General features: G+C 73.1%; 25 protein-coding genes and 1 pseudogene. 8 read left to right on the plus strand and 18 right to left on the minus strand.

Going from position 1 to position 24,257, the window contains the following annotated elements; genetic code table 11:
• Window positions 1–131: 131 nt before the first annotated feature.
• Window positions 132–287: pseudogene (locus tag ABZ659_RS23960) on the minus strand (winged helix DNA-binding domain-containing protein); the annotation flags it as partial.
• Between the two features lie 147 nt (window positions 288–434).
• On the opposite strand from ABZ659_RS23960, the gene ABZ659_RS23965 reads away from it, so the two are divergent.
• The gene (locus ABZ659_RS23965; RefSeq protein WP_360223653.1) at window positions 435–710 is read left to right on the plus strand and encodes a hypothetical protein; all 276 of its coding nucleotides are present in this window, start codon (window positions 435–437) and stop codon (window positions 708–710) included.
• A gap of 3 nt (window positions 711–713) precedes the next feature.
• On the opposite strand, the gene ABZ659_RS23970 is transcribed toward ABZ659_RS23965, so the two are convergent.
• The 5 genes from ABZ659_RS23970 to glnA all read right to left on the minus strand — a co-directional run bounded on the left by ABZ659_RS23970 (window position 714) and on the right by glnA (window position 4,499).
• Window positions 714–1,310, minus strand: coding sequence for a hypothetical protein (locus ABZ659_RS23970; protein WP_360223655.1), 597 nt, complete (start codon window positions 1,308–1,310; stop codon window positions 714–716).
• 1 nt (window position 1,311) lies between these two features.
• On the minus strand, window positions 1,312–2,226 hold the full coding sequence (gene htpX / locus ABZ659_RS23975) for a zinc metalloprotease HtpX (RefSeq protein WP_360223657.1): 915 nt from the start codon (window positions 2,224–2,226) through the stop codon (window positions 1,312–1,314).
• Window positions 2,227–2,322: 96 nt separating this feature from the next.
• Window positions 2,323–2,562, minus strand: coding sequence for a hypothetical protein (locus ABZ659_RS23980; protein ID WP_360223862.1), 240 nt, complete (start codon window positions 2,560–2,562; stop codon window positions 2,323–2,325).
• A gap of 39 nt (window positions 2,563–2,601) precedes the next feature.
• Window positions 2,602–2,955 carry a hypothetical protein gene (locus tag ABZ659_RS23985; protein WP_360223659.1) on the minus strand — a complete coding sequence of 118 codons (354 nt, stop codon included), beginning with the start codon at window positions 2,953–2,955 and terminating at the stop codon, window positions 2,602–2,604.
• 134 nt (window positions 2,956–3,089) lie between these two features.
• Complete coding sequence (gene glnA / locus ABZ659_RS23990; RefSeq protein ID WP_360223661.1) at window positions 3,090–4,499, minus strand: type I glutamate--ammonia ligase; 1,410 nt, start codon at window positions 4,497–4,499, stop codon at window positions 3,090–3,092.
• Window positions 4,500–4,716: 217 nt separating this feature from the next.
• Between glnA and ABZ659_RS23995 the strand changes: the two genes are divergently transcribed.
• Window positions 4,717–5,184 (plus strand): RDD family protein, encoded by a 468-nt coding sequence (locus ABZ659_RS23995; RefSeq protein WP_360223663.1) that lies wholly within the window; start codon window positions 4,717–4,719, stop codon window positions 5,182–5,184.
• Window positions 5,185–5,254: 70 nt separating this feature from the next.
• Here the strand turns inward: ABZ659_RS23995 and ABZ659_RS24000 are convergent, their stop codons facing one another.
• The 4 genes from ABZ659_RS24000 to lipB form a co-directional block, all read right to left on the minus strand.
• Window positions 5,255–5,956: a DUF4191 domain-containing protein gene (locus ABZ659_RS24000; RefSeq protein WP_360223665.1), complete on the minus strand. Its 702-nt coding sequence runs from the start codon at window positions 5,954–5,956 to the stop codon at window positions 5,255–5,257.
• Between the two features lie 66 nt (window positions 5,957–6,022).
• Entirely contained in the window at window positions 6,023–6,226 is a 204-nt protein-coding gene (locus ABZ659_RS24005) for a hypothetical protein (protein ID WP_360223667.1), read from the minus strand.
• Window positions 6,227–6,541: 315 nt separating this feature from the next.
• Window positions 6,542–7,507 (minus strand): lipoyl synthase, encoded by a 966-nt coding sequence (gene lipA / locus ABZ659_RS24010; protein WP_360223669.1) that lies wholly within the window; start codon window positions 7,505–7,507, stop codon window positions 6,542–6,544.
• A 74-nt stretch (window positions 7,508–7,581) separates the two neighbouring features.
• Complete coding sequence (gene lipB / locus ABZ659_RS24015; protein WP_360223671.1) at window positions 7,582–8,382, minus strand: lipoyl(octanoyl) transferase LipB; 801 nt, start codon at window positions 8,380–8,382, stop codon at window positions 7,582–7,584.
• Between the two features lie 231 nt (window positions 8,383–8,613).
• Between lipB and ABZ659_RS24020 the strand changes: the two genes are divergently transcribed.
• A complete protein-coding gene (locus ABZ659_RS24020) occupies window positions 8,614–10,086 on the plus strand; it encodes a regulator (RefSeq protein WP_360223673.1) in 1,473 nt (490 codons plus the stop codon).
• A gap of 136 nt (window positions 10,087–10,222) precedes the next feature.
• Here the strand turns inward: ABZ659_RS24020 and ABZ659_RS24025 are convergent, their stop codons facing one another.
• On the minus strand, window positions 10,223–11,749 hold the full coding sequence (locus ABZ659_RS24025; RefSeq protein ID WP_360223675.1) for an NAD(P)/FAD-dependent oxidoreductase: 1,527 nt from the start codon (window positions 11,747–11,749) through the stop codon (window positions 10,223–10,225).
• Window positions 11,750–11,951: 202 nt separating this feature from the next.
• Window positions 11,952–12,857, minus strand: coding sequence for a TIGR01777 family oxidoreductase (locus ABZ659_RS24030; RefSeq protein ID WP_360223846.1), 906 nt, complete (start codon window positions 12,855–12,857; stop codon window positions 11,952–11,954).
• A 97-nt stretch (window positions 12,858–12,954) separates the two neighbouring features.
• On the opposite strand from ABZ659_RS24030, the gene ABZ659_RS24035 reads away from it, so the two are divergent.
• Window positions 12,955–13,449 carry a GNAT family N-acetyltransferase gene (locus ABZ659_RS24035; RefSeq protein WP_360223677.1) on the plus strand — a complete coding sequence of 165 codons (495 nt, stop codon included), beginning with the start codon at window positions 12,955–12,957 and terminating at the stop codon, window positions 13,447–13,449.
• Window positions 13,450–13,453: 4 nt separating this feature from the next.
• Here the strand turns inward: ABZ659_RS24035 and ABZ659_RS24040 are convergent, their stop codons facing one another.
• Entirely contained in the window at window positions 13,454–14,638 is a 1,185-nt protein-coding gene (locus ABZ659_RS24040; protein ID WP_360223679.1) for a MarP family serine protease, read from the minus strand.
• 397 nt (window positions 14,639–15,035) lie between these two features.
• On the opposite strand from ABZ659_RS24040, the gene ABZ659_RS24045 reads away from it, so the two are divergent.
• Window positions 15,036–15,890, plus strand: a complete 855-nt coding sequence (locus tag ABZ659_RS24045; RefSeq protein ID WP_360223848.1) for a peptidoglycan recognition protein — start codon at window positions 15,036–15,038, stop codon at window positions 15,888–15,890.
• On the plus strand, window positions 15,887–16,081 hold the full coding sequence (locus ABZ659_RS24050) for a hypothetical protein (protein WP_360223681.1): 195 nt from the start codon (window positions 15,887–15,889) through the stop codon (window positions 16,079–16,081). Before ABZ659_RS24045 ends, ABZ659_RS24050 begins: the two co-directional genes overlap by 4 nt.
• Here ABZ659_RS24050 and ABZ659_RS24055 read toward each other — a convergent pair.
• Window positions 16,071–16,589 carry a DUF4240 domain-containing protein gene (locus tag ABZ659_RS24055; protein WP_360223850.1) on the minus strand — a complete coding sequence of 173 codons (519 nt, stop codon included), beginning with the start codon at window positions 16,587–16,589 and terminating at the stop codon, window positions 16,071–16,073. The genes ABZ659_RS24050 and ABZ659_RS24055 overlap by 11 nt on opposite strands.
• An 80-nt stretch (window positions 16,590–16,669) precedes the next feature.
• Window positions 16,670–17,644, minus strand: coding sequence for a WYL domain-containing protein (locus ABZ659_RS24060; RefSeq protein ID WP_360223683.1), 975 nt, complete (start codon window positions 17,642–17,644; stop codon window positions 16,670–16,672).
• A 140-nt stretch (window positions 17,645–17,784) separates the two neighbouring features.
• On the opposite strand from ABZ659_RS24060, the gene ABZ659_RS24065 reads away from it, so the two are divergent.
• Window positions 17,785–19,371 (plus strand): sodium-dependent transporter, encoded by a 1,587-nt coding sequence (locus ABZ659_RS24065; protein WP_360223685.1) that lies wholly within the window; start codon window positions 17,785–17,787, stop codon window positions 19,369–19,371.
• The gene (locus ABZ659_RS24070) at window positions 19,371–19,511 is read left to right on the plus strand and encodes a methionine/alanine import family NSS transporter small subunit (protein ID WP_360223687.1); all 141 of its coding nucleotides are present in this window, start codon (window positions 19,371–19,373) and stop codon (window positions 19,509–19,511) included. Before ABZ659_RS24065 ends, ABZ659_RS24070 begins: the two co-directional genes overlap by 1 nt.
• Before the next feature lie 52 nt (window positions 19,512–19,563).
• Here ABZ659_RS24070 and aceE read toward each other — a convergent pair whose 3' ends face one another.
• The 3 genes from aceE to ABZ659_RS24085 all read right to left on the minus strand — a co-directional run bounded on the left by aceE (window position 19,564) and on the right by ABZ659_RS24085 (window position 24,255).
• On the minus strand, window positions 19,564–22,266 hold the full coding sequence (gene aceE / locus ABZ659_RS24075) for a pyruvate dehydrogenase (acetyl-transferring), homodimeric type (protein WP_360223689.1): 2,703 nt from the start codon (window positions 22,264–22,266) through the stop codon (window positions 19,564–19,566).
• Between the two features lie 272 nt (window positions 22,267–22,538).
• Complete coding sequence (locus ABZ659_RS24080; protein ID WP_360223691.1) at window positions 22,539–23,576, minus strand: ABC transporter permease; 1,038 nt, start codon at window positions 23,574–23,576, stop codon at window positions 22,539–22,541.
• Window positions 23,577–23,625: 49 nt separating this feature from the next.
• Window positions 23,626–24,255: a GntR family transcriptional regulator gene (locus tag ABZ659_RS24085; protein ID WP_360223692.1), complete on the minus strand. Its 630-nt coding sequence runs from the start codon at window positions 24,253–24,255 to the stop codon at window positions 23,626–23,628.
• Window positions 24,256–24,257: the final 2 nt, after the last annotated feature.

A 24,257-nucleotide genomic window follows, 5' to 3' on the forward strand; every position in this document is an offset into this window, starting at 1 on the left:
ACGCACCGGCCACGCCAGGGGTGGGCGAACCCCGCCCCTGGCCGTCCGGGCAGGGAGGAACGCGATGGAGGGCGATCTCGACCGGCGCATCTTCGCCCGCCCCGCAGCGTGGGGGCGGGCACCCGGCGGCCCTACGGTGCCGTCAGCTCCCGCTCCAGCGGCGTCCGGAACCGCGGCGTGACCCTGGTCCCGCCCACCCAGGCCCGGAGCCGTTCCCCCTCCGCGGCGATCGCGGTCTCGGCGCCCCGGCCGACGCCCAACAACCGGTCGAGCACACGCCAGACGATCCGCCATCCTCCCGCCCACCCCTGACAACGACCCGCCCCCGCCGTCCACGCCCGTGCGGACGCAGAAACAGGGCCGCGCCATTCCATGCCCCCAGCGCCACCCTCAGGGTCACCCATCGCCCAACTCATCTCAGGGGGAGGCCAGTGGTGAACGCAGTTCTGTTGTCGGGGGCGGCCGTCCTGGGCGTCCTGGGAATCGGGAACCACGTGTACTGGCTCGGCGCGGCGGCGTTGCTCCACGTGTACCTGAAGCACGGGCGGAGCAAGGACGCCAAGGCGGGACCGCCGCCTGCGGGCGGAACGCCCGGCACGTACCAGGCGTACCGCGAGCGGCGTGACCGGCAGGCGCGCTGGGAACGGCGGTACCGCAGGGAGCGGCCGTTCGAGTCGCGTCGTCAGCAGCGGGAGCGTACCGGCCGGTGACGGTCACAGGCCGGGGGCGCCCCAGAGGGGGAACCAGCGGCCGAGGTCCTGTTCGACGCGCAGGTCGTCCGCGAGGGCGGCCTTCGCCTGGAGTTCCAGCGCGTTGTCGCGTTGCCGCTGCCCGGAGCCTCCGGGCAGCGGTGCGAAGGGGTAGAACGTGCCCCGTTTGTAGAGGTAGACCAGGGCGAGACGGCGGTCGCCGCCGCTGTCCTGGAACCCCACGAGGGAGCAGAGCAGTTGGGGGCCGAAGCCGTTGGCCTCCATGGAGCTGTTCACGGCATGCAGGTCGTTGACGAGCTGCGGCAGCTCGTCGGGGGAGCGGCGGGAGACCAGCCAGGAGTAGCCGTAGTCGTCCCGCTCCAGCTCCACCGGCGCGCCCCGGCGGTCGGCGTCCGCGTCCAGCAGGGCCCGCACCTCGCGGTGGACCTGCTCGAAGGCGGCGCCCTCCACCGTGGCGAAGCAGACCGCGCCCTGCCCGGTGGGGGTGAGGGAGGCCGCGGCCTGGAGGGTCACCGCGGCGGAGGGCAGCGCGAAGAGCCGGTCGAGATCGGGCGCGACCGGCCTGGTACGGCCCAGCAGGATGTCCATCAGCCGCCCCATGTCACCGTCCCGTCCCCGTCCCCTCACCCAGCTCCGCCGACATCCGGCCGAGCTGCTCCAGCCGTTCCTCCAGGGTGGGGTGGGTGGAGAACAGACGGGCGATGCCCGGATCCCGGCCGAGGGCGGGGGTGAAGTAGAAGGCGTTGAAGGCCTGCGCCGTCCGCAGGTCCTTCGTCGGGATCCGCGCGATGTCCCCGGTGACCTTGGTCAGCGCGGCGGCCAGCGCCGAGGGGCGGCCGGTGAGCTGCGCCGCCGCCCGGTCCGCCGCCAGCTCCCGGTACCGGGACAGCGCCCGGATCAGCAGAAAACTGATCGCGTAGACGGCCGCGGAGACCCCCATCACGGTCATGAACACGACCGCGGTGTTCTGGTCCCGCCGTCCGCCGCCGAACAGCTGCGAGTAGAACGCGAACCGGACGATCAGCCCGGCGATCACCCCGAGGAAGGACGCGACCGTGATCACGGCGACGTCCCGGTGCGCCACGTGCGACAGCTCGTGCGCCAGCACCCCCTCCAGCTCCACCGGATCCAGCCGCCGCAGCAGCCCGTCGGTCACACAGACCACCGCGTGCTCGGCGTTCCGCCCGGTGGCGAACGCGTTCGGCATGTCCATCCCCGAGACGGCCACCACCGGCTTCGGCATGTCCGCCATCGCGCTCAGCCGGTCCACCACCGCGTGCAGCTCGGGATACTCCTCCCGCTCCACCACCCGCCCCCGCATCGCGTACAGCGCGATCCGGTCGGAGAACCAGTACTGCGCACCCAGCAGCCCCGCCGCGACCACCACGACCAGCACCCACGACTTCAGCAGCACCAGCAACGCGGCGATGAACGCCACGTACAACAACCCCAGCAGGAACAGCGTGACCCCCATCCGGAAGGTCAACCGCCGGTCACTTTGGAAGCGACTGCGCATGTGCACCACCCCGCAGACCTGGACATGCCCACGCACTCCACTGCCAGTGTGCACCCACCCGAACGCAACGGGGCAAAGAACCACACACCACTTCTCTCAGCGCCCGCCGACGCTCCACCACCGCAGGGTCCGCCCGGCCCAGTCCAGCAGCCGCTCCGCCTCCCGTACGACCGAGGGCACGGGGTCGTCCAGCAGCGGCAGCAGCCGCCGTGCGTCCGTGACGTCCAGCACCCGCGACCCCGCCACGGCGGCGGCCCGCACCCGGCCCTCGGGGTGACCGAGCAGCGGCCACAGCGGGACGGCGTCGGCGCGCTCCCCGCAGAACAGCCCGTTCACCGGAAGGCTGGGTCCCGCGGGGCTCCCCGGTCGCGGCAATTACCCCCGGAAGTCCGCGTACCCCAGCAGCAGGATCACCCCGGCCATGAAGCCGAAGACGATCACCACCGAGAGCCACGGCGACCCCTCGCCCCGTACGCGGCGTCCACGTATGCGTCCGCGTCCGCGTCCGTGGAGGCGGCGGCCGTGGAGGCGGCGGCCGTGGAGGCGGCGGCCGTGGACGCGGCGGCCGTGGACGCGGCCGTCCGGGTCCGGGCGGAACGGGACGGGGCCCGGCGGGTCGTGCTTCCAGCGTTCGGCGAGCATCCGGGCCCGGGCCGAGGGCTCCTTGTACTCGGCCGCGTCGGCCCACTTGATGTCGAACTCCCGTTCGGAGTCCCCCTGCTCGGTCATCCCCGTTCGCCCTCCTCGACACTTCGTCGTTCCCCTACCAGGATCCCTCGTCCGCGCGCTGACCGGGAGCCACCCCCTGGAAACGCCTGAGGGGCGCCGCCCGGGAACCCGGGTGACGCCCCTCAGGGTGCCGATCACACGTCGAAGTACAGCTCGAACTCGTGCGGGTGCGGGCGGAGCTGGAGCGGGGCGATCTCGTTGGTGCGCTTGTAGTCGATCCAGGTCTCGATCAGGTCCGGGGTGAACACGTCGCCCTGGAGCAGGAACTCGTGGTCGGCCTCAAGGGAGTCGAGGACGGCCGGGAGCGAGGTCGGGACCTGCGGGACGCCCGCGTGCTCCTCGGGGGCCAGCTCGTAGAGGTCCTTGTCGATCGGCTCGGCGGGCTCGATCTTGTTCTTGATGCCGTCCAGACCCGCGAGCAGCAGGGCCGAGAAGGCCAGGTACGGGTTGCCGGAGGAGTCGGGCGCGCGGAACTCGACGCGCTTGGCCTTCGGGTTCGAGCCCGTGATCGGGATCCGCATCGCGGCGGAGCGGTTGCGCTGCGAGTAGACCAGGTTCACCGGGGCCTCGAAGCCCGGCACCAGGCGGTGGTACGAGTTCACCGTCGGGTTGGTGAAGGCCAGCAGCGACGGGGCGTGCCTGAGGATGCCGCCGATGTAGAAGCGGGCGGTGTCCGACAGACCCGCGTAGCCCTGCTCGTCGTAGAACAGCGGGTCGCCGTTGCTCCACAGCGACTGGTGGACGTGCATCCCCGAGCCGTTGTCACCGAAGATCGGCTTCGGCATGAAGGTCGCGGTCTTGCCGTTGCGCCAGGCCACGTTCTTCACGATGTACTTGAAGAGCTGGAGGTCGTCGGCCGCGGCGAGCAGCGTGTTGAACTTGTAGTTGATCTCGGCCTGACCGGCGGTGCCCACCTCGTGGTGCTGGCGCTCGACCTTCAGACCGGACCGCTCCAGCTCCAGGCTGATCTCGGCGCGCAGGTCGGCGAAGTGGTCGACCGGCGGGACCGGGAAGTAGCCGCCCTTGTAGCGGACCTTGTAGCCGCGGTTGTCCTCCAGCGCGCCGGTGTTCCAGGCGCCCGCCTCGGAGTCGATGTGGTAGAAGGACTCGTTCGACGAGGTGGCGAAGCGCACGCTGTCGAAGACGTAGAACTCCGCCTCCGGGCCGAAGTACGCCGTGTCGGCGATGCCCGTCGACGCCAGGTACGCCTCCGCCTTCTTCGCCACGTTCCGCGGGTCACGGCTGTACTGCTCGCCGGTGATCGGGTCGTGGATGAAGAAGTTGATGTTCAGCGTCTTGTCCCGGCGGAACGGGTCGACGCGGGCGGTGGTCAGGTCGGCGCGGAGCGCCATGTCGGACTCGTGAATGGCCTGGAAGCCCCGGATCGAGGAGCCGTCGAAGGCCAGTTCCTCGGTCGGGTCGAACGCCTCAGCGGGCACCGTGAAGTGCTGCATGACGCCCGGGAGGTCGCAGAAACGGACGTCGATGAACTTGACGTCCTCGTCCGCGATGAACTTCTTGGCCTCGTCGGCGTTCTGGAACATCCAGCTCCTCCTACTCCCGACCGTCCCGCCGGGGTGGTAGTTCGTTGTGCGGCCAGTGCGGTGGCACACGCTGACCTCGACCCTAGGGACGCGTGATTTCTCGGGCGTGACCCATTTGTTTCGCACAAGTTAACCGGCCCGCTTCCACCGTAGTCCGCCCCGCTGAGCCCGGCACCCGCCGTGTTCCGCTCGCGCACGCGTTCAGTACCGTGTACGCGTGGACAAGAGGCGAGCAATCGGATCATGGCTCTCCGGGCCCCGCGCGGCCTTGGAGGAAGCCGGTGCCGACTTCGGATACCGGGGCGAGCGGCTGGGGCTGCCGGAGACCGGACCGGGGTCCATCGCGGGACCGGGGCGCCGTCTCGCGGCCGTCGCCGTCGACTGGGGCGTGAGCCTCTTGATCGCATACGGCCTCATCACGGACGGCTACCGGCAGGCGACCGGCAACTGGGCGCTGCTGGTCTTCTTCGTGCTGAGCACCCTCACCGTCGGCACCATCGGCTCCACCCCGGGCAAGCGGCTCTTCGGGCTGCGGGTGATCTCCCTCGACACCGGCCTGGTCCGCCCGCCGCGCGCCCTGCTGCGCTCGGCCCTGCTCTGCCTCGCCGTGCCCGCCCTGATCTGGGACCGCGACGGCCGCGGTCTCCACGACCGGCTGGCCCGCACGGTCGAGGTGCGGATGTAGACACCCACGAGCAGCTACGACGAGGGGGCGCCCGGTACTCACCGGGCGCCCCCTCGTCGTAGCTGGCGGGTCAGCGGGACTTGGGGCCGCCCCTCGGCATCCGCATCCCCTTCGGCATCGGACCCTTCGGCAGCGGCATGTTGCTCATCAGGTCGCCCAGGGCGCGCAGCCGGTCGTTGGTGGCGGTGATCTGCGGGCCGCTGAGCACCCGGGGCAGCTTCAGCATGGTGGTGCGGAGCTTCTTCAGCTCGACCATGCCCTCGCCGTTGCCCACGATCAGGTCGTGCACCGGGACGTCCGCGACGATGCGGTTCATCTTCTTCTTCTCCGCGGCCAGGAGGCTCTTGACCCGGTTCGGGTTGCCCTCGGCGACCAGCACGATGCCGGGCTTGCCGACGGCCCGGTGCACCACGTCCTGGCTGCGGTTCATCGCCACCGCGGGGGTCGTGGACCAGCCCCGGCCGATGTTGTCCAGCACGGCCGCCGCGGCGCCTGGCTGGCCCTCCATCTGCCCGAAGGCGGCCCGCTCGGCCCGGCGCCCGAAGACGATCGCCGTCGCGAGGAAGGCGAGCAGCAGGCCCAGGATGCCGAGATAGATGGGGTGCCCGATCAAGAAGCCGATCGCGAGGAAGACACCGAAGGTGACGATTCCGACAGCCGCGAGTACAAGACCGATCTTCTTGTCGGCCTTGCGGGTCATCTTGTAGGTCAGAGCGATCTGCTTCAGTCGCCCGGGGTTCGCAGCGTCCGCTGCGGGTTCCTTCCTCGCCATGCCACGAAGTCTACGTGCCCCTGACGGTGCCGACGACGGCGGTGCCCCGCGCGGGGGCGGCGGGGGTCAGGAGGAGCGGGCGGCCAGGGCCTGTTCCAGGAGCCGTTCGGCCTCCACGCGGTCCTTGGCCCGACGGCGGTCCTCCAGGACGGACGTCCAGGCGTTGCGGCGGGCGGTGCGCTGGCCGCCGCTCATGAGCAGTGACTCGACTGCGCGCAGCGCTTCGGTGAGCGACGGGATCGCTGTGGCACGGACGGGCGCGGCCTGCATGATGGGGGTCCCCTCGGTACGGGCTCTGGTGGTACGGGGCTCTGCTGGTGCGGGGTGGTACGGGGCTCTGGCTATGGGTGCACGTGGCGTGAGGCCAGCGTCACTGTTCGGTGTTACCAGGGCGTGACTGACCGGTCAAACACCCATGAAGCCCTGATGGGGCGGGTCGGAACGCCGACGCGGTCCCGACCGGCGCCCTCATCTGCGAGGACGGTCGGAACCGCGTCATATCGGCCGCTACTGGGAAGTAGTCGCTTGTGCGCGAATTCACACGCGTGTCGTACTCCGGTGGCCCCGAGGCCGCGTGAGGGGGTGTCAGACGGCCTGGGTCGCGACGAACGCGCCGCGCTTCTCGACCGCCATCTGGTACAGGCGACCGGCGCGGTACGAGGAGCGGACCAGCGGGCCGGACATCACGCCGGAGAAGCCGATCTGCTCGGCCTCCTCCTTCAGCTCCACGAACTCCTGCGGCTTGACCCAGCGCGCCACCGGGTGGTGGCGCACGGAGGGGCGCAGGTACTGCGTGATGGTGACCAGCTCGCACCCGGCGTCGTGCAGCTGCGTCAGCGCCTCGCTGACCTCCTCGCGGGTCTCGCCCATGCCGAGGATCAGGTTCGACTTGGTGACGAGTCCGTGGTCGCGGGCGTCGGTGAGGACCTTCAGCGAGCGGTCGTAGCGGAAGCCCGGGCGGATGCGCTTGAAGATCCGCGGGACGGTCTCGACGTTGTGTGCGAAGACCTCGGGGCGGGAGGCGAAGACCTCGGCCAGCAGTTCGGGGACCGCGTTGAAGTCGGGGGCCAGCAGTTCGACCTTGGTCCGGCCGCCCTCGCGGTCGGCGGTCTGCTGGTGGATCTGGCGGACCGTCTCGGCGTACAGCCAGGCGCCGCCGTCCTCCAGGTCGTCGCGGGCGACACCGGTGATGGTGGCGTAGTTCAGGTCCATGGTGACCACGGACTCGCCGACGCGGCGCGGCTCGTCGCGGTCGAGCGCCTCGGGCTTGCCGGTGTCGATCTGGCAGAAGTCGCATCGCCGGGTGCACTGGTCGCCGCCGATGAGGAACGTCGCCTCGCGGTCCTCCCAGCACTCGTAGATGTTGGGGCAGCCGGCTTCCTGGCAGACCGTGTGCAGGCCCTCGCTCTTCACCAGGCTCTGCATCCGGGTGTACTCGGGGCCCATTTTCGCCCGGGTCTTGATCCACTCGGGCTTGCGCTCGATGGGGGTCTGGCTGTTGCGGACCTCCAGGCGCAGCATCTTGCGTCCGTCGGGGGTGACTGCGGACACGACCGGCTCCCTAGCGATTGATTCTTCGGCGTTCTTCAGGGTACGCCCGTGGTTTCGAAAGCCGGAGGCCTGTCTCAGGCCGCCGGTGCCTTCTCGATCTCGCGCGGCCTGAGGTCCGCGTTCTCCAGTACGTCCCTCAGGTGGCGCTCGACGACCGGGGCGACCTCGGGCACCGTGACGTCGCGGCCCAGCTCGGCCGCGAGGGACGTGACGCCCGCGTCGCGGATGCCGCACGGGATGATGCGGTCGAACCAGACGTTGTCGGGGTTCACGTTGAGGGCGAAGCCGTGCATCGTCACGCCCTTGGCGACCCGGATGCCGATGGCCGCGATCTTGCGGTCCTCGCGCCGCTGGCCCGCGTTGGACGGGGCGTACTCGGGTCCGTCGAGGCGCGGGTCGAACTCCTCGTCGGTCAGCCGGGGGTCGAAGTCCAGGGCGAGCCCGCCGAGCGCGGGGCGGGCCTCCACCGGGTCGCCGAGGACCCAGACGCCGCTGCGGCCCTCGACTCGGGTGGTCTCCAGGCCGAACTCCGCGCAGGTGCGGATCAGGGCCTCCTCCAGGCGCCGGACGTGCGCGACCACGTCGACCGGGCGGGGCAGCTTCTGGATGGGGTAGCCCACCAGCTGGCCGGGGCCGTGCCAGGTGATCTTGCCGCCGCGGTCCACGTCGACGACCGGGGTGCCGTCCAGGGGGCGTTCGCTGTCGGCGGTGCGGCGGCCCGCGGTGTAGACCGGCGGGTGCTCCAGGAGCAGCACGGTGTCGGGGACCTCGTCGGCGAACCGGGCCGCGTGCACCCGGCGCTGCTCCTCCCACGCCTCGACGTACTCGACGGCGTCCGCGCCGAACCCCATGCGGACGAACCGCAATCCACTCACGGCAAGCGCCTCCCTCGTTCGACAGGCATGAAACGCGCCCACGCCACTGTACGACTCGTCCCCGGGCGTCAGCTCTGCGGGCAATCCTCACACGATCGGATGAATGAACGTCGAAGTGTGCGATCAGCCGCTTACTCTCCGCTACATTCGCGCCGTTCATGAGGCCATAAGGGCTGCTCACAGGCAATCCGGGCACTTCAGATGCCTGGAAGGCAGGAGACCGCACCGCAGATGACGGAACGACCCGCGCAGCGCACCCCCAACCGCCAGCTCGCCGCGCTCATCGCAGAAGCGGGGTTCTCCAACGCAGGTCTCGCCCGTCGCGTGGACCAGCTCGGCCTGGAACACGGGCTCGATCTCAGATACGACAAGACCTCCGTCACCCGCTGGCTGCGCGGACAGCAGCCCCGCGGGACCACCCCGGCGCTCATCGCCGAGGTCTTCACCCGGCGCCTCGGGCGTCGGCTGACCGCGCAGGACCTCGGGCTCGACGCCTGCGCCCCGGTCTACGCCGGGCTGGAGTTCGCCGCCACCCCCGAGGAGGCCGTCGACATCGTCAGCGGGCTGTGGCGCAAGGACTCCGGCACCCACGCCGAACTCCGCAAGGTCGCGTTCACCGCGGCCGGGCTCGTCGTGCCCAGCCGGGACTGGCTGATCGGGCGGCCCGACGAGAAGGTCGCCCGCGGGGAGCCCGCCGCCCCCCGGGTGCCCGCCCAGGCCCGCCCCGGCAGCCGGATGCCGGTGCCCGGACTGCCCCCGGTGCCCCGGCAGCGCGGCAGCCGGACCGAGCGCGGCCCCGGCCAGCGCGTGACCGGCGGCGACATCGCCGCGCTGCGCTCGGTGGGCGAGCTGTTCCGCACCCTGGACGACGCCTACGGCGGCGGCCACGCCCGGCAGGCCCTGGTGCGCTACCTGGAGCACGAGTGCGAGCCGATGCTGCGCGGCACCTACGGCGAACAGACCGGCCGCCGCCTGTTCGCCGCCGCCGCCGACCTCACCCGGCTCGCGGGCTGGACGTCGTACGACATCGCGGCGCACGGGCTCGCGCAGCGCTACTTCGTGCAGGCGCTGCGGCTCGCGCAGGCCGCCGCGGACCGGGCCTACGGCTCGTACGTGCTGGTCACCATGAGCAGGCAGGCCGTGTACCTCGGGCACGGGCGGGAGGCCATCCAGCTCGCGCGGGTGGCCCAGCAGGGCGTCGGGACCTCCGGGCCACCGTTGGTGCAGGCGCTGCTGCACGCCGCCGAGGCGCGCGGGCACGGCGTGCTCGGGGAGGTACGGGCGTGCACGGCGTCCCTGGTGCGCGCCGAGCGCGCGCTGGAGGGCGCGCGGCCCGGCGACGAGGCGCCGCACTGGGCGCGGTCCTTCGACGAGGCGCAGCTCGCCGACGAGTTCGGGCACTGCCACCGGGACCTCCAGCAGTACCGGGCGGCGGCGCAGCACGCGGAGCGGTCGTTGCAGCTGCGGGCGCCCGCCTACGCCCGCAGCAGGCTGTTCTGCCGGGTGGTGCTGGCCACCGCCCGGCTCGGCCTCGGGGAGCTGGACCAGGCGTGCCAGCTCGGCGCCGAGGCGGCCGGACAGGCGGCGGAGATGCGGTCGGTGCGGGCGCTGGAGTACGTCCGGGAGTTCGAACGGAAGCTGGAGCCGTACAAGGACGCCGCGCCGGTCCGGGGGTACCGGGACCGGGTGGCGGCCCTCGGCTGAGCCGCCACCCGGCGCCCGCCCCCGGCGCCGCGCGTCGTCCGCCGGGGGTGGGCCCCGGCGGACGACGCGCGGGGCCCCGGAGGCGTGTGGGCCGGGCCTCGTCGGGCGGGTGGCGGTCCGTCCGGCCCGCCCCGGGTCAGGCCGCCGCCGGCGTGGTCGGGGGTGCCGTTGGTGTGGTGGGCGCCGGGGGCGCCGTCGGGCGGGCCGCGGGCGCCGGGTCCGCCCGGTGCAGCGAACCGGCCGCGCCCAGGTCCGCCAGGATCGCGGCCGAGGCCCGGTAGCCGGAGTGCAGGGCGCCCTGGACGGTGCTGGTGTCCCGGTGGTCGCCGCACACGTACAGGCCCGCCAGCAGCCGTACCGGGCGCCGCAGGTCGTGCGGTGGCCGCATCGCCGGGACGGCCTCGGCGGTGTGGTGCACGGCGAGCGTCTCCCAGCGGGCGGTGGAGGTGCCGTAGAGGCGGGACAGGTGGGTGCGTACGGCGGTGTCCACCTGCGGCGGGGGCGGGCCCAGGACCGTGGACGAGACCAGGGCGCGGCCCGCGGGGGCCCGGGACGGGTCCACGGCGCTGAGTACGGCGGTGTGCGCGACGGGACCGCCGCGGTCGGCGTCGAGGAGCAGGGCCGCGCCGGTCGCGGGCGGCTCGTCGGTGGTGTGGTGGACCACCGTCACCGGGTGGAAGCCGGGCACCCGCAGCCCCGGCAGGAGCGCGGCGGCGGCCCGCGCGCCGGTGGCCACCAGCACGGCCCGGCAGCGGAACTCGCCGTGCTCGGCGGTGCTGACGGAGGTCGTCGACACCGAGGTGACCCGGACCCCGGTGTGCACGGTGCCCGGCGGCAGTGCCGCCGCCAGCAGCCGCGGCAGCGTCTCGGCGCCGCCCTCCGGCACACACAGCCGCCCGCTCGCGTACGCCCGCAGCGCGAGGTCCGCGCACCGGCTGGACGTGGTCAGCCCCGGGTCGCACAGCAGGGCCGCGAGCAGCGGGCGCAGGACGCCGTCGACCGTGCGGGTGGGCAGCCCACGGGCGGCGAGGGCCTGACGGGCGGGCAGTTCGGGGCGGGACAGCAGCCGCTCGACGGGCATGGCGGCGAGCCGGGCGAGCGCGGCCCCGAGGCGGGCCTGGTCGAGCGGGTTGCCGAGGGGGCCGCCCAGGGGGCCGCCGAGCGTGGCACCGAACGTGGTGCCCGCCAGGCTCCGGGAGGGGCCCGTACGCGCCCTGGCGACCCCGTCGCGGCCCGGCGGGGCGCCGGTACGGACCCTGGGGGCGCCGGAGCGGCTCCGGGGCGCTGGGACGGCCCTGGGGGCGCTCGCGAGGGCGCGCACCGCCTGGAATGCGCCCCGTGCGCTACCGCCGCCCGCCGGGACGGCCGTGTGCCGCAGCCGTCCGTCGCCGTGCAGCAGCGCTCCCGGGGCGAAGGCGCGCAGGGGGAGGGCGGCGAGGCCCGGGGTCAGCCGTAGCTCCGGGTACGACGTGGACAGCAGCCGCCCGACCCGGTCGAGCAGGAAGCCGTCGACCTGCTCGGTCGACATCCGGCCGCCGACCCGGGGAGCGGCTTCCAGGACGGCGGTCCTCACTCCTGCGCGGGTCAGCCGATGGGCCGCGGACAGACCGGCGACCCCGGCCCCCACGACGACGACATCCGCCTGAAACGCGGGCTCAAGCACGTGCCCCTCCTAGAGGTCGGGCGGGCGCTGGAGACGTCATGCCCCCAACAAGCTCCGGGGATACCCGAGTTCGGCTTGAGGGTAGGGCCGTGATCGGTCCGGGGCAGTCGCGCATCGCCAGGGCACGGTCGCACGGCGGTCGCATACGGTCACACGGGTCCGCCGCCTTCCCAGGAGCCGTCTCCCACCTGACCGTGAGCCGTCAGCGCGCCGCCGCCCGGAGCGCGTCCTCGATGCCGGGGAAGGCGAAGGTGAACCCCGACTCCAGCAGCCGGGCGGGCAGCACCCGCTGACTGCCCAGCACCTCCGACGACAGCTCCCCGAGCACGGCCCGCAGCACCTGCGCGGGCACCGCGAACACCGTCGGGCGGCCCAGCACCCGCCCCATCGCCGCCGTGATCTCGCGGTTCGTCAGCGGCTGCGGGGCGGTCAGGTTGAACGGCCCGGAGAGGTCCGCGCGGGCCAGCAGGTGCCGTAGCGCGGCCACCTCGTCGTGCAGCGCGATGAACGACCAGAACTGCCGCCCGTCGCCCAGCCGCCCGCCGAGCCCGGCCCGGAACAGCGGGAACAGCCGCCCCCACGCCCCGCCCTGGCGGGCCACCACCAGACCGGTCCGGGCGAACACCGTCCGCACGCCCGCCTCCCGCGCGGGCGCCGCGGCCGACTCCCACGCCACGCACAGCTCCGGCAGGAAGCCCGTCCCGGCGGGCGCGTCCTCGTCGACCGCGCGGTCACCGGTGTCGCCGTAGTAGCCGATCGCGCTGCCGTTCAGCAGCACGCGCGGGCGGCGGTCGTCGTCCAGGGCGGCCAGCGCCTCGGCGAGCGCCCGGGTGCCGTTGACCCGGCCGTCCCGCAGCCGCCGCTTGTACTCCTCGGTCCAGCGGCGGTCACCGATCCCGGCACCGGCGAGGTTCACCACGGCGGCGCAGCCCGCGAGCCCCTCCGCGTCGACGGACCCCCGCTCCGGGTCCCAGCGGACCTCGTCGGCGGACCGGGGTGCCCGGCGCACCAGCCGCACCACCTCGTGCCCGTCGGCGGCCAGCGACCGCACGAGGGCCCCGCCGATGAGACCGGACGCCCCGGTCACCGCGATCCTTACCCGCTCCACACCGTCACCCGCGTTGTCGTCCACCCCGCCATCATGCCGCCCCCGAGCCCCGGAAACCGCCGTAGGGCGGCCGGTCGGCGGACGGAGGGTGACCGACATGCCGCAGCCCGAGCCCCGTGTCCGCCGAGCCGACCCCGACGACGAGGAGGCGCTGGCCGGGGTCGACCTCGCCACCTGGTCGTCCCTGCACGCGGTCACGCCCCGGCCGCGGCCCGGCGCGCCCTTCTCCAGCGACCGGGTGCGCCCCGCCGACCACTTCGTCGCCGAACGGGCCGGGCGTGTCGTGGGCTACGTCCGCCTCGGCCGCCCCACCGAGCTGGCCAGCAACGCGCACGTCCGCCGGATACAGGGCCTCGCCGTGGCGCGGGAGGCACGCGGACGGGGCGCCGGCCGGGCGCTGCCGCGGGCCGCCGTGGCGGAGGCCCGAGTCCGGGGCGCCCGCCGGATCAGCCTGCGCGTGCTCGGGCCCGACGCCCCGGCGCGTGCGCTGTACGCGGCGGAGGGGTTCGTCGTGGAGGGCGTGCGGCCCGGGGAGTCCCACCTCGACGGGGCGTACGTCGACGACGTGCTGATGGGCCGTCCGCTGCTCTGACCCGTCAGGACGTGATCAGCTCGCCCGTGTCCACCGCCGCCGTCGCCCCCGCCGCGCGCTCGGCCTCCGCGGCGACCTCCGCGGCCGTCAGCACGTAGCCCGTCTCGGCGTCCGAGGTGGAGCGGGCGAAGACGACGCCGAACACCCGGCCGTCGGTGGTCAGCAGCGGGCCGCCGGAGTTGCCGGGGCGGACGGTGGAGCGGATGGCGTAGATCTCGCGGGTGACGGTGTCGTCGCTGTAGATGTTCTGCCCGTTGGCCCGCACCCGATTCGCCACCGTCGCCGCCTGGAGGTCGAGGCCGCCGTCCTGCGGATAGCCCGCGACCACCGCCGCGTCCCCGCGCGCCGCGGCGTCGTCGAAGGCCAGCGCGGGCGCGGCGAGCCCGGGGGCGTAGAGCACGGCCACGTCCTTGTCGGGGTCGAAGAGCACCACACGCGCCTCGTACGCCCGCCCCACCCCGCCGACCCGGACGGTCGGCTCGTCGATGCCCGCCACCACATGGGCGTTGGTCATCACCCGCTCCGCCGCGTACACGAACCCGCTGCCCTCGCGGCCCTGGGTGCCGGAGACGCCCTCCACCTTGACCGTGCTGGTGCGGGCGGCCTCGGTCGCGGCGGCGGTGACGCTGTCGCCGGAGGGACGGGCCACCTCGGCCGTCGACTCGTTCTCGAACGGGTTGAAGACCTGCGGGAAGCCCGCCTCGGTCAACGCGGACGTGGCCCGCGCGAACCACGCCGGAGTGGTGTCCGGCATCGCGTCCTGCACCGCCCCCAGCACCCGCGAGTCCCGGATCGCCGACGTCAGCGGCGGCGACGAGGACGCCGCCAGCACGCTCGCCGCCACCCACGACACGACCAGCACCGCCACCGCACCGGCCACCGCCCCGCCGACACCGTCCGCCACCCGCAGCGGCCCCCGGTCCAGCTCCCGCCGCAGGCGCAGCGCCAGCCGCCCCGCCAGCTCGTGCGCCAGCACCGCCGGGACCAGCACCACGCACACCGCCGTCAGCGTCGCCGCGGTGGTGCCCGGCGCCACCAGGTCCATCACCCACGGCAGCAGCCACACGCCTGTCACCGCGCCGCCCACGAACCCGGCGAGCGAGACACAGCCCGCCACCAGCCCGCGCCGGTACCCGGACCCGGCGTACGCCAGGGCCACCAGCAGCAACAGGATGTCGAGCAGGTCCACGGAGCCGCCTTCCTCTCGGAGTCCTCCCACGCCCTGTCATACGCGCGCCGGGGCTCCCGTGATCAGCCGCCGATCAGTGTGTGTACCCGGGAAAACGTCGCGGACCGGGACGATGGTTCCACCGGGTGGCACAGCACACATCGCGGGCGCGGCGGTTCGGCCCGACAGTGAAACCATGTGTGTCTCGCGAAGAACGCGGCGGATCCGCACGGCACAGCGGATACGGGCCGCGCAGCGGATCCGGAGGACGCGGAGCGGACGGCGGCGCGCCGCCCACCGGCGCCCGCCGCGGCGCCGTCCGGACGGCATATCCGGCGCCCCGCGCCCCACCGGCATACCCCGCATACCCCGCATACCCCGCATCCCCCGCATCCCCCGCACCTTCCGTACCTCCGCCCTGCCCCGCCCGGCCCGGCTGGCCCTCGGCTGTCTGCCGGGGCTCGCCGCCGTGGCCGCGCTGGCGCTGTGCGCCAACGGCGTCGAGAGCGCCGTCACCGCGGCGGCGGCGGAGGACCGGCGCCCCGTCGTCCGCGCCGCTCCGCACAGCGCGCCCCGGCCCGACATCCGGCCCCGCTCGGTCTGGGCGACACCGGAGGGCACCCGACGGCAGCCGCCCCCGCGCTACGACGACACGGTGGTCGCCGTCTTCGTCCACCACACCGACTCGCCCAACGCCTACGACTGCGCCCAGACGCCCCGCATCATCCGCGACCTGTACGCCGGGCAGACCGGCGCCCGGGACTGGGACGACATCGGCTACAACTTCCTCGTCGACCGCTGCGGCACCGTCTACGAGGGCCGCGCGGGCGGCGTGGCCCGCGCCGTCACCGGCGCCCACACCCAGGGCTTCAACCACCGCACCGCGGGCATCGCCGCCATCGGCACCTTCACGGCGGGAGCGGACGTACCGCGCGTGATGACCGACGCGATCGCCGCCGTCGCCGCCTGGAAGCTCGGGCTGTCCGACACCGACCCGCGCAGCCGGGTCCGGCTGGTCTCCAGCAACAGCGGCAGCCGCTACGCCGCGGGCACCCGGGCCAGCCTGCCCGCGCTCGCCGGGCACAGCGACGGCTACATGACCAGCTGCCCCGGCGCCGCCCTCGCCGCCCGGCTGCCGGAGATCCGCGAACTGGCGGCCCGGCTCCAGGGCCGGAGCGGCGACCCACGGGACGGCCGCAGCCGCCGCGCGGGCGCCGCCCGGGAACCCTCCCCACCGTCGGAGGCGCACGCCGACCGGAGGTGGGGACGGTGAACAGCGGGACGACGCCGAACAGCGGGACGCGGTACGACCGGGGCGGGCCCCGCGGCACCTGGCGGGCGGTGTGCGCGGCCCTGACGGTCGTCCTCGGCCCACCCGCGGTCACCGCCTCGGCCCTCGACCAGGCCAACGCCGCACCGCTGCGCCAGCCGACGCCGAAGGCCCCCTGCGCGCCTACTCCCTGAACCGGTCCCACAGCCGGGGGAACCGCCCGGCCAGCGCGTCCTCGTCCTCGAAGTCGACCGGCGTGCCCTCGGGCTCCGCGGCACCGGCCGGGATGCCCAGGTCGGGGGCGACGGTGCCGGTGAGCTGCTCGTACGCCTCGTCGGCGGCGTACCCCAGCTCCTCGCCGTCGCCGTCGATCTCCTCGTCGAAGTCGTCCAGCAGGTCGGCGAGCGCGTCCGGGTCGTGCAGGGCGCCCTCGTACACCTCCCGGCCCTGGCCGATCAGCCAGCACCGGAAGAAGTCGAACGCGTCGTCGCTGGCCCCGTCGAGCAGCACCCACGCGGCGCCCCACAGGTCCCAGCGGTAGGCGCGGTGGTAGCGCGCCTCGAAGTGCCGGGCGAAGTCGAGGACCGACTCGGGGTCCAGCCGCAGGAGCCGCTCCACCAGCAGCTCCGCCTGCTCGTCCGGATCGCCCTCCGCGGCCTCGCGGCTGGTGTCCACCAGCTCCCAGAACTCCGTCTCGTCCATCACGCGTCCAGCATCATCCCTGGACGGGGCCGACGCACGCGGAGTACGACGGATCGTTACCACCCGGCCGCGCGGCCCCCTCAGTCCCGGTACAGCCCCGCCCACCGCGCCGCGTCCGCCGCCATCCGGGCGCGCAGCGTGCCGGGGGCCAGCACCTCCGCCTCCGGGCCCAGGGCGGTGAGCTGGGTGTGGGCGACCTCCTCCGACTCCACGGGCAGGGTGACCGTGGTCCAGCCGTCGGCGTCCGGCGGATCAGCGGCGGCCAGGGCCTCGCGGGCGGCCCCCGGGTCGGCGGTGTGCGGCAGCCGCCGCACGCCGACGGGGGAGAGGCGGACCAGGACCGCGGCCCGCAGCAGCGAGCGGGCGAACTGCTCGGCGCGCTCGGCCCAGAACGCGGGCAGGTCGAAGTCCGGGTCCCGCTCGAAGCGGCCGGTGCCGGGCCGCACCTCGGTGAACCGGTCGATGCGGTAGACCCGGTGGGAGACGTCCCCCGTGATCCGGGCGCACAGGTACCACACGCCCGCCTTCAGGACGAGCCCGTACGGCTCCAGCTCCCGGACCACCTCACGCTCCCCGCGCCGGTAGCGGGCGGTGACCGGACGGTCGTCCCACACCGCCTCGGCGACGTCCGGCAGCAGCTCCGGCGTCCGCGGCTCGTGGAACCAGTTCGGCGCGTCCAGGTGGAACCGCTGCGCCGCCGTACGGGAGGCGTCCGCCAGGGACGGCAGCAGCGCCGCCGACACCTTCAGCCGGGCCGCCGACGCCGCGTCCTCCAGGCCCATCTCCCGCAGCGCCCCCGGCACCCCGGACAGGAACAGCGCCTCGGCCTCACCGCGGTGCAGCCCGGTGAGCCGGGTGCGGTAGCCGCCGACCAGCCGGTAGCCGCCGGTCCGTCCCCGGTCGGCGTAGACCGGGACGCCCGCCTCCGACAGCGCCTGGGCGTCGCGGGTGACGGTCCGCTCGGACACCTCCAGCTCGCGTGCCAGCTCGGCCGCGGTCATGGCGGGGCGGGACTGGAGCAGCAGCACCATCTTGATCAGCCGGGCGGCACGCATGACCACCATTGTGCCGGGCCCGTCACCTGCCCGGGCGTACGCACCCTGTGGTGGCCGGGGAACCGCTGTTAACGTCGGGATTCGGTTCATCGCAGAGGTCCAGCGGTTCACCCGGGACGTCCCCGACCTAGGACGGGCACATGGCGACACAGTCGAGCGACCTGACACCACCCCGCGAACAGTGGTCCACCCGCACCGGGTTCCTGCTGGCGGCGATCGGTTCCGCCGTCGGCCTCGGGAACATCTGGCGCTTCCCCGCCGTCGCCTACGCGAACGGCGGCGGCGCGTTCCTGTTCCCCTATCTGATCGCCCTGCTCACCGCGGGCATCCCGCTGCTGATCATGGAGTACGCGATCGGCCGGAGGTACCGCACGTCGCCCCCCGCCGCGCTGCGGCAGATGTCCCGCCCGGCCGAGGTGCTCGGCTGGTGGCAGGTGGCGATCTCCTTCGTGATCGCCACCTACTACGCGGTCATCGTCGCCTGGGCCATCCGCTACGTCGGCTTCTCGGTCGACGAGGCGTGGGGCGACGACCCGGAGGGCTTCCTCTTCGGGAACTTCCTCGACGCGGCGGAGAAACCGGGCTTCGTCTCCGGCTACGTGCCCGGGGTGCTGTGGCCGCTGATCGCCGTCTGGGCGGTCGTCCTGGCCATCCTGGCCTTCGGCATCCGGCGCGGCATCGAGGCGGCGAACAAGGTCTTCATCCCGCTGCTGGTGGTGTTCTTCGGCGTCCTCGTCATCCGGGCGCTCACCCTGGACGGCGCCGCCCAGGGCCTGGACGCGTTCTTCCGGCCCGACTGGTCCCAGCTCGGCGACGGCAGCGTGTGGGTGGCGGCCTACGGCCAGATCTTCTTCTCGCTCTCCATCGGCTTCGGCATCATGGTCACCTACGCCTCCTACCTGCGCCGCCGCGCCGACCTCACCGGCTCCGCGATGGTCGCCGGGTTCGCCAACAGCTCCTTCGAGATCCTCGCCGGCATCGGGGTGTTCTCGGCGCTGGGCTTCATGGCGCAGTCCTCGGGCGTGCCGGTCAGCGAGGTGGCGACCGCCGGGCTCGGACTGGCCTTCGTGGCCTTCCCGACCGTCATCTCCGAGATGTGGCTGGGCGAGGTGTTCGGCGTCCTGTTCTTCGTGTCGCTGGTGATCGCCGGGCTGTCCTCGCTGATCTCCATCGTGCAGGTGGTGGTCTCCGCCGTGCAGGACCGCACCGGGATGCACCGCCTCCCGGCCGTGCTCAGCGTCGGCGGGGCCATCGCCGTGGTGTCCCTGCTGCTGTTCCCGACCGACGAGGGCGTCTACCTGCTCGACGCCTCCGACCACTTCATCAACCAGTACGGCATCGCGCTCGCCGGACTCGTCGGCGTCGTCTGGGTGGCCTGGGTGATGCGCAAGCTGACCGAGCTGCAACGCGACGCCGACGCCACCTCCGCCATCCGGCTCGGCCACTGGTGGCGGATCTGCCTCGGCGTCATCACCCCCGTCGTGCTGGGCTGGATGATGGTCGACAGCCTGCGCGACGAGTTCGACGAGAACTACGAGGGCTACTCCACCGGCTTCCTGCTCGGCGCGGGCTGGAGCGTGGCGATCGGCGCGCTGCTCGTCGGCGTGCTGCTCTCGCTGATCCCGTGGAAGGCGGCCGGGGGCGGGCTGATCGACCTGGACCTGGAGACCTCCGAGGAACAGGCGGCCCACCTACGCAAGCGCGGACACGGAAAGGAGGGACGCTGATGTCCGGAGGCGCCATCACGATGATGGTCATCGCGATCCTGATCGTCTGGGGCGGGCTGGCCCTGGCCATCCTCCGGCTCCGCGGCCACCCCGACCCCGGGCCCGAACCCGACGAGCTGGGCATCCCCAGCGCGGAATGAGGAACGGCACCGGCTCCCCGTACGCGGGGGGCCGGTGCCGTTCACCGCCGTCTCACAGGCCGTAGCGCTCCCGCGCCTCCTTCACGGCCGTCGCCTTCACCTCACCGCGCCGCGCGAGCTGCGCCAGCGCCGCCACGACGATGGACTGCGCGTCGACACCGAAGTGCCGTCGGGCCGCGTCCCGGGTGTCCGACAGACCGAAGCCGTCGGCGCCCAGCGAGCTGTAGTCCTGCTCGACCCACTGCGCGATCTGGTCCGGCACCTGGCGCATGTAGTCGGAGACCGCCAGCACCGGGCCCTCGGCGCCCTGGAGCGCCTGACGGACGTACGGCACCCGCTCCTCACCGCGCAAGCCAGCCGCGTCGGCCTCCAGCGCGTCCCGGCGCAGCTCGCCCCAGGACGTCGCCGACCACACGTCGGCGGCCACGCCCCACTCCTCGGCGAGCAGCTTCTGCGCGGTGAGCGCCCAGTGGATCGCCGTACCGGAGCCGAGGAGCTGGATCCGCGGGGCGTTCGCCGCCGGGGTCAGACCCGCCGACTCGGCGGTGTTGAAGCGGTACAGGCCCTTGACGATGCCCTCGTCGATGCCGAGCCCGGCGGGCTTGGCGGGCTGCGGCAGCGGCTCGTTGTAGACGGTCAGGTAGTAGAAGACGTTCGGGTCCTCGCCCGGCGCCGCCTGGCCGTACATCCGGCGCAGACCGTCCTTGACGATCGCCGCGACCTCGTAGGCGAAGGCCGGGTCGTACGTCAGCGCGGCCGGGTTGGTGGCGGCGATGACGGGGGAGTGGCCGTCGGCGTGCTGGAGGCCCTCACCGGTCAGGGTGGTGCGACCGGCGGTGGCGCCGACCAGGAAGCCGCGGCCGAGCTGGTCGCCGAGCTGCCACATCTGGTCGGCCGTGCGCTGCCAGCCGAACATCGAGTAGAAGATGTAGAACGGGATCATCGCCTCGCCGTGCGTCGCGTACGACGTCGAAGCGGCGATGAAGTCGGCCATCGAACCGGCCTCGGTGATCCCCTCGTTGAGGATCTGGCCGTTCTTGGCCTCCTTGTAGTACATCAGCTGGTCGCGGTCGACCGGCTCGTACGTCTGGCCCTTGGGCGAGTAGATGCCCAGGGACGGGAAGAGGCTCTCCATGCCGAAGGTGCGCGCCTCGTCGGGGACGATCGGCACCCAGCGCTTCCCGGTCTCCTTGTCCCGGACCAGGTCCTTGACCAGGCGGACGAAGGCCATGGTGGTGGCCACGTTCTGGGAGCCGGAGCCCTTGTCGAACGCGGCGAACGCCTTGTCGGCGGGCGCGGGCAGCGGACCGACCGGGTGCACGCGGCGGGCCGGGGCCGGACCGCCGAGGGCGGCGCGGCGCTCCTGGAGGTAGCGGACCTCGGGGGAGTCGGCGCCGGGGTGGCCGTAGGGGACCACGCCGTCGACGAAGTCGCCGTCGCTGATCGGCAGGCCGAGGCGGTCGCGCATCGCCTTGAACTCGTCCACCGTCAGCTTCTTCATCTGGTGGTTGGCGTTCTTCGACGCGAAGCCCGCACCGAGGGTGTGGCCCTTGACCGTCTGGGCCAGGATCACGGTCGGCGCGCCCTTGTGGGCGAGCGCGGCCCGGTAGGCGGCGTACACCTTGCGGGACTCGTGGCCGCCGCGCGAGAAGTGGAAGCACTCCAGGATCTTGTCGTCGCTCAGCAGCTTCGCCAGCTCCGCCAGCGCCGGGTCGGCACCGAAGAAGTCCTGGCGGATGTAGGCGGCGTCCCGGGTCTGGTACGTCTGCACCTGGGCGTCGGGCACCTCGCGCAGGCGGCGGACCAGCGCGCCGGTGGTGTCGAGCTGGAACAGCTCGTCCCAGGCGGAGCCCCACAGCGTCTTGACGACGTTCCACCCGGCGCCGCGGAACTGGGCCTCCAGCTCCTGCACGATCTTGAAGTTGGCGCGGACCGGGCCGTCGAGGCGCTGGAGGTTGCAGTTGATGACGAAGGTGAGGTTGTCCAGCTCCTCCCGCGCGGCCAGCGCGAGCGCCGCCGTCGACTCCGGCTCGTCCATCTCGCCGTCGCCGAGGAACGCCCACACGTGCGAGGCGGAGACGTCCTTGACGCCGCGGTGGGTGAGGTAGCGGTTGAACCGCGCCTGGTAGATCGCCGACAGCGGGCCGAGGCCCATGGAGACGGTGGGGAACTCCCACAGCCAGGGCAGTCGGCGCGGGTGCGGGTACGACGGCAGGCCGTTGCCGCCCGACTCGCGGCGGAAGTTGTCCAGGTGCGCCTCGTTCAGACGGCCGTCGAGGAAGGCGCGGGCGTAGATGCCGGGGGAGGCGTGGCCCTGTATGTAGAGCTGGTCGCCGGAGCCGTCGGCCTCCTTGCCGTGGAAGAAGTGGTTGAACCCGGTCTCGTAGAGCCAGGCCGCGGAGGCGAAGGTGGCGATGTGGCCGCCGACGCCGTACTTCGAGCCGCGGGTCACCATGGCCGCCGCGTTCCAGCGGTTCCAGGCGGTGATCCGGGCCTCCATCTCCTCGTCACCGGGCACGGCGGGCTCGGCGGCGGTCGGGATGGTGTTGACGTAGTCCGTCTCAAGGAGCTTCGGCAGCGCCACGCCGGCGCCCTCGGCACGCTCCAGCGTGCGGCGCATCAGGTACGCGGCACGGTGCGGCCCGGCCGCCTTGGCGACGGCGTCCAGCGAGGCCCGCCACTCGGCGGTCTCCTCGGGGTCGCGGTCCGGGAGCTGGTCGAGCTCGCTCGGCTGGATGGCGTGGGGGTCGGTCATGTCGCCGCCTTCCTCAGTCGAAGGGGGTTCCCTCATCGGCAAGGGTTGGGGATGGCCCTAGGTCTTTGGCAGGACAGGGCTGGAGGCTCTGGTCGGAGCCCGTCGAGGACTGTAACCCGCTGATCGATGATCGATCAAAGGGTTCAGGAGGAAAATCTCTTGATAACGAGAAAGTCGGCACCCGGTGCCTTGGGTGCGGGCACCGGGTGCCTTGTTTTCGAAGGGTTTCCGCAGGTCGGGCAGCGTTTGAGTGGAGCCCCGCTCGAATGTCGCTACCGTCCGCCGGGGTGCCGGTGCGACCAGTTCAGGAAGACCGCGCACGACAGCAGCGCCCACCCGGCCAGCACCAGGTACGGCAGGGCGTGCTGGTGGCCCGGGAAGTAGACGGCCGTGTGCTGCGCGTTGACCGAGGCGCCCGGCGGCAGCCAGCGGCCGATCGTCGCCAGCGGCGAGGGCAGGAGCGCCCAGGAGACCGCGCCGCCCGACGACGGGTTGCCCAGCAGCACCATCAGGCCCCACGTCGGCAGCATCGCCCAGCGCCCGATCAACGTGTTGAACATCGTGAACACCATGCCGCTGGCGAACATCGTGAGCGCCAGCACCAGCCAGGACTGCGGGAACGGCAGCTCCAGCGCCCCCAGCAGCCAGTCCACCGCCGTCGCGATCGCCAGCCCGCCGAGCAGCGCGTACGCCGCCGTGAACGCGATCCGCTCCAGCGGGTTGAGCGCCCTGGCGTGCACGCTGAGCTGGATCGCCCCGACGAACCCGATGATCACGGCCGCCAGCGAGATGTAGAAGACGGCCAGCCCGCGCGGGTCGCCCTCTTGGAGCGGGTTGACGTCCCGCAGGGTGACGGCGACGCCGGTCTTCCGGCCCACCCGGGGGGCGGCCTCGGCGAGCACCTGGGCGACCGAGGCGCCCGAGGCGCTGGAGAGCTGGAGTTCGACGGCGCGGCCGTCGTCCCGCACGTCGAAGATCCCGAAGACCTCCTGCTCCTCCACCGCCGTCCGGGCCTCGGCCATGGTGGCGTACGTGCGTACCTTCACCGAGGCGTTCAGCGCCGCCTCCATGCCGTCGAGGAAGGTCCGGCCCCGCTGCTGCTCGTACCGGCCGGCCACCGCCATCGGGATGGAGCGCGGGGTCGGGTCGGCCATGGCGTAGGTGTACGACCAGGCGAACAGGCCCGCCGCCGCGGAGACGATCAGCGTCAGGACCGTGGCGGGGAGGAAGGGGGACTGGCTGATCCGCTCCCAGTGGCCTCGGGGCGGTGCGCCGTGCGCTCCGTCAGGCGTGTCCGACAGTTCCGGCATGTCGGTCACCCTAGGTCACGTCACGCGCGCTCCCGGGGAGGCGGCCCGATCAGCGCTCGTGCCGGGGCGCGCAGCCCAGGACGTGCGCCTTCACCAGGTCCGCGATCCGCGGGTCCCGGCGCCGGAACGCGGCCACCAGCTCCTCGTGCTCCTCCGCGTACGACTGCTGCACCGTGCCCAGCCAGCGGATCGACAGCGCCGTGAACACCTCGATGCCGAGCCCCTCCCAGGTGTGCAGCAGCACGGAGTTCCCGGCCGCCCGGACCATCTCCCGGTGGAAGGCGACCGTGTGCCGCACCTGCGCCGTGCCGTCCGCGTTGCGGTCGGCGGCGTAGAGCGCGGTCACGTGCGGTTCCAGGGCCGAGCAGTCCTCGGCCAGCCTCGCCGCCGCCAGCTCCGCCGCGATCGCCTCCAGACCGGCCCGGACCGGATAGCTCTCCTCCAGGTCGGCGGCGGTCAGGTTCCGCACCCGTACGCCCTTGTTGGGCGCCGACTCGATCAGCCGCAGCGACTCCAGCTCCCGCAGCGCCTCCCGGACCGGGGTCTGGCTGACCTCCAGCTCGGTCGCGATCCGCCGCTCCACGATCCGCTCACCCGGCTGCCAGCGCCCGCTGATGATCCCCTCGAGGATGTGCTCGCGGATCTGTTCGCGCAGCGAGTGGATGACGGGCGCGGTCATGA

It is taken from the genome of Streptomyces sp. NPDC006997 (assembly GCF_040635175.1).
Classification (GTDB): Bacteria; Actinomycetota; Actinomycetes; order Streptomycetales; family Streptomycetaceae; genus Streptomyces.

Excerpts from the sequence above, each read along its gene's own strand:
- ABZ659_RS23970 (WP_360223655.1), bottom strand. The coding sequence starts at position 1,310 with ATGGGGCGGCTGATGGACATCCTGCTGGGCCGTACCAGGCCGGTCGCG.
- htpX (WP_360223657.1), bottom strand. The coding sequence starts at position 2,226 with ATGCGCAGTCGCTTCCAAAGTGACCGGCGGTTGACCTTCCGGATGGGG.
- ABZ659_RS23985 (WP_360223659.1), bottom strand. The coding sequence starts at position 2,955 with ATGACCGAGCAGGGGGACTCCGAACGGGAGTTCGACATCAAGTGGGCC.
- glnA (WP_360223661.1), bottom strand. The coding sequence starts at position 4,499 with ATGTTCCAGAACGCCGACGAGGCCAAGAAGTTCATCGCGGACGAGGAC.
- ABZ659_RS24000 (WP_360223665.1), bottom strand. The coding sequence starts at position 5,956 with ATGGCGAGGAAGGAACCCGCAGCGGACGCTGCGAACCCCGGGCGACTG.
- ABZ659_RS24005 (WP_360223667.1), bottom strand. The coding sequence starts at position 6,226 with ATGCAGGCCGCGCCCGTCCGTGCCACAGCGATCCCGTCGCTCACCGAA.
- ABZ659_RS24020 (WP_360223673.1), top strand. The coding sequence starts at position 8,614 with ATGACGGAACGACCCGCGCAGCGCACCCCCAACCGCCAGCTCGCCGCG.
- ABZ659_RS24035 (WP_360223677.1), top strand. The coding sequence starts at position 12,955 with ATGCCGCAGCCCGAGCCCCGTGTCCGCCGAGCCGACCCCGACGACGAG.
- ABZ659_RS24055 (WP_360223850.1), bottom strand. The coding sequence starts at position 16,589 with ATGGACGAGACGGAGTTCTGGGAGCTGGTGGACACCAGCCGCGAGGCC.
- ABZ659_RS24060 (WP_360223683.1), bottom strand. The coding sequence starts at position 17,644 with ATGCGTGCCGCCCGGCTGATCAAGATGGTGCTGCTGCTCCAGTCCCGC.
- ABZ659_RS24065 (WP_360223685.1), top strand. The coding sequence starts at position 17,785 with ATGGCGACACAGTCGAGCGACCTGACACCACCCCGCGAACAGTGGTCC.
- ABZ659_RS24070 (WP_360223687.1), top strand. The coding sequence starts at position 19,371 with ATGTCCGGAGGCGCCATCACGATGATGGTCATCGCGATCCTGATCGTC.
- aceE (WP_360223689.1), bottom strand. The coding sequence starts at position 22,266 with ATGACCGACCCCCACGCCATCCAGCCGAGCGAGCTCGACCAGCTCCCG.
- ABZ659_RS24080 (WP_360223691.1), bottom strand. The coding sequence starts at position 23,576 with ATGCCGGAACTGTCGGACACGCCTGACGGAGCGCACGGCGCACCGCCC.
- ABZ659_RS24085 (WP_360223692.1), bottom strand. The coding sequence starts at position 24,255 with ATGACCGCGCCCGTCATCCACTCGCTGCGCGAACAGATCCGCGAGCAC.